At 52.1% G+C, this 2,628-nt stretch carries 2 protein-coding genes and 2 pseudogenes; 2 read left to right on the top strand and 2 right to left on the bottom strand.

Going from position 1 to position 2,628, the window contains the following annotated elements; translation table 11 throughout:
* Positions 1–110, top strand: a 110-nt coding sequence (locus QZ506_RS12045) for an IS1 family transposase (protein ID WP_291970049.1), incomplete at its 5' end; no start/stop codon positions are given.
* A 154-nt stretch (positions 111–264) separates the two neighbouring features.
* Here QZ506_RS12045 and dusA read toward each other — a convergent pair.
* Positions 265–1,305, bottom strand: a complete 1,041-nt coding sequence (gene dusA / locus QZ506_RS12040; protein WP_291971320.1) for a tRNA dihydrouridine(20/20a) synthase DusA — start codon at positions 1,303–1,305, stop codon at positions 265–267.
* 89 nt (positions 1,306–1,394) lie between these two features.
* Here dusA and QZ506_RS12035 point away from each other — a divergent pair.
* Positions 1,395–2,478: pseudogene (locus tag QZ506_RS12035) on the top strand (tyrosine-type recombinase/integrase).
* Positions 2,479–2,544: 66 nt separating this feature from the next.
* On the opposite strand, the pseudogene QZ506_RS12030 reads toward QZ506_RS12035, so the two are convergent.
* Positions 2,545–2,628: pseudogene (locus tag QZ506_RS12030) on the bottom strand (lipoprotein); the annotation flags it as partial.

Genomic DNA, 2,628 nt, shown 5'->3' with positions numbered 1-2,628 from the left:
TGCGTAACCGATTGCAACGGCTCAATCGCAAGACGCCCGGATATTCAAAATCATCCGAAATGCACGATAGGATCATCGGTACTTACATCGAACGCGAGTACTACGTTTGATGCTACATCAACTCATTGAATACACGACCCGTTCTGTGGGAGGTATCACAAGAAGTATGCCAACCTTCCCCTTCTGATAACGTATTGATTTATCAGAATGGAATGTCAGTGTGGGCAATAGTTTGTGGCTATTTTTACTAACAGTTGGTGTTTTTTATGCCGCGAGATCGCGTACCAGCGCCAGTGCCGCTTCCACCACCGGGATGCCAGCGCCGGGTTTGTGGGCATTTTCGCTTAAATGACGGCGCCATTGACGCGCGCCGGGAATACTTTGGAACAAGCCCAGCATATGGCGGGTGATATGGCCCAAATAGGTTCCGTTGGTCAGCTCACGCTCAATGTAGGGATACATCGCTTCCAACACGCTAAACGGGCTGACGGCGGGGGCATCAATACCGAACAGTTGCGAATCGACATCCAGTAGCAGGCCGGGATTTTGATAGGCTTCGCGTCCCATCATCACCCCATCGAGCTGCGTCAAATGGTTTTTTGCCTCTTCCAGCGTTTTCACACCGCCATTAATGGCGATGGTCAATGCCGGAAAATCGCGCTTGAGCTGATAGACGCGTGGATAATCCAGCGGAGGGATCTCGCGATTCTCTTTTGGACTCAGGCCTGAAAGCCAGGCTTTGCGCGCGTGGATAATAAAGGTATCGCACTGGCCGCGCTCGGACACGGTGTGAACAAAATCGCACAGGAAAGCGTAGCTATCCTGATCGTCGATTCCGATGCGAGTTTTCACCGTAACCGGGATCGATACCCGATCGCGCATCGCTTTGATGCAATCCGCCACCAGTTCTGCTTCTGCCATCAGGCAGGCACCAAAGCGTCCATTCTGCACGCGGTCCGAAGGGCAGCCGACGTTGAGATTGATCTCATCGTAGCCGCGCTGCTCTGCCAACTGCGCGCACTGCGCCAGCGCAGCAGGATCGCTGCCGCCCAACTGTAACGACACCGGATGCTCGGTATCACTGTAACCCAGATAATCGCCCTTACCGTGAATAATGGCGCCGGTCGTGACCATCTCGGTGTACAGCAGCGTTTGACGGGTCAGTTGGCGGTGGAAATAACGGCAATGACGATCGGTCCAATCGAGCATCGGGGCAACAGAGAAGCGGTGAGCTGCGTATTTTGGCGCTGCGCTGCTATTTTCGCTGAATTGACGGGGGTTGGTTGTTTCTTTATTTTCGTGCATTTTTTGTCTTTATGTCGTATTTTTTCTTTATCAGCACCCCCAACAGCACCCCTTGTTTATGGGGTGCTGAACGAAGGTAAAGGAAAAGCATGGCCTACTATAGCATAGAAAAACGTCAACGCGCCGATGGGACTTTACGCTACCGCTGCACCGTGGGCGTAAAAGAAGGTGGGAAATATCTCTACCGGGAAAACCGGACATTCAGCAAACAGGCTCATGCTAAAACGTGGGGTGCTGGCAGGGTTGCTGAACTGGAAACAAATGGGGTGCCGACTGCCAACGACTTAAACAAAATGGCCGTTGGCGATCTGCTAAAATGCTACATCAATGATCCCAACCTCGGAGGCAAAGCCGGACGCACAAAACGCTATGTACTGGATATGTTGCTGGACTGTGACATAGCCGAAATCCCCCCTTACAGACCTTTCAACCAGCCACGTCATTGAGCACTGCCGCCAGAGAAACGGTGCTGGTGCTGGCCCTTCTACTGTTAACCACGATGTGAGTTACCTTTCTTCCGTTCTGGCGTCCGCCAAACCTTTCTACGGTATCGACTACACAACCAACCCCGCAACCGATGCAAGGCCGCTACTGCTCCAGATGGGGCTGATTGGCAAATCCAGGCGACGCAGCCGCCGCCCGGTTAGTGATAAACTGGATAAACTGCTGGCAGGGCTTGAGTCCAGAAGCGAACACATCGCGGCAAAAATCCCCTTCGTTGATATTCTGAACTTTTCGATCCTCAGTTGTATGCGGGTGGGCGAAGTGTGCAAAATCCGTTGGGAAGACGTGGACGAAAAACAAAAAGCCGTACTGTTCAGAGACAGAAAAGATCCGCGCAAAAAATCAGGTAACCATATGCTGGTTCCGCTGCTCGGCGAAGCCTGGAACATAGTGCAGTGCCAGCCCAAAACCAGCGAGTTAATTTTCCCGTATAACTCCCGTTCCGTAACGGCGGGGTTTCAACGCGTCAGGAACGCCCTCGGTATTGAGGACTTGCGCTACCACGACCTGCGCCGTGAAGGAGCCAGCCGTCTGTTCGAGGCTGGGTTCAGTATAGAAGAAGTGGCCCAGGTCACCGGTCATCGCTCACTAAACGTTTTATGGCAGGTTTACACGGAGCTATACCCCAAATCCCTGCATGAAAAATTCGAATCCATTAGTAAAAAATAACCCCTATAACCGGCTTTGTTGAATAAATCAGAACTTGTAACGACTGCGCCCCATACTGGTCGATTGTTACGTGATGCGAATACTGTTCGGCATTCCTAATAGCGTGATCCGGTTAAGCGCTTTGACCATGGCCATGGCTTCACCCACCTG

This window comes from Candidatus Symbiopectobacterium sp. (assembly GCF_020054415.1).
Classification (GTDB): Bacteria; Pseudomonadota; Gammaproteobacteria; order Enterobacterales; family Enterobacteriaceae; genus Symbiopectobacterium.
Note: the sequence above shows the minus strand (reverse complement) of the source record. Positions and strands in the feature narration are given on the sequence as shown.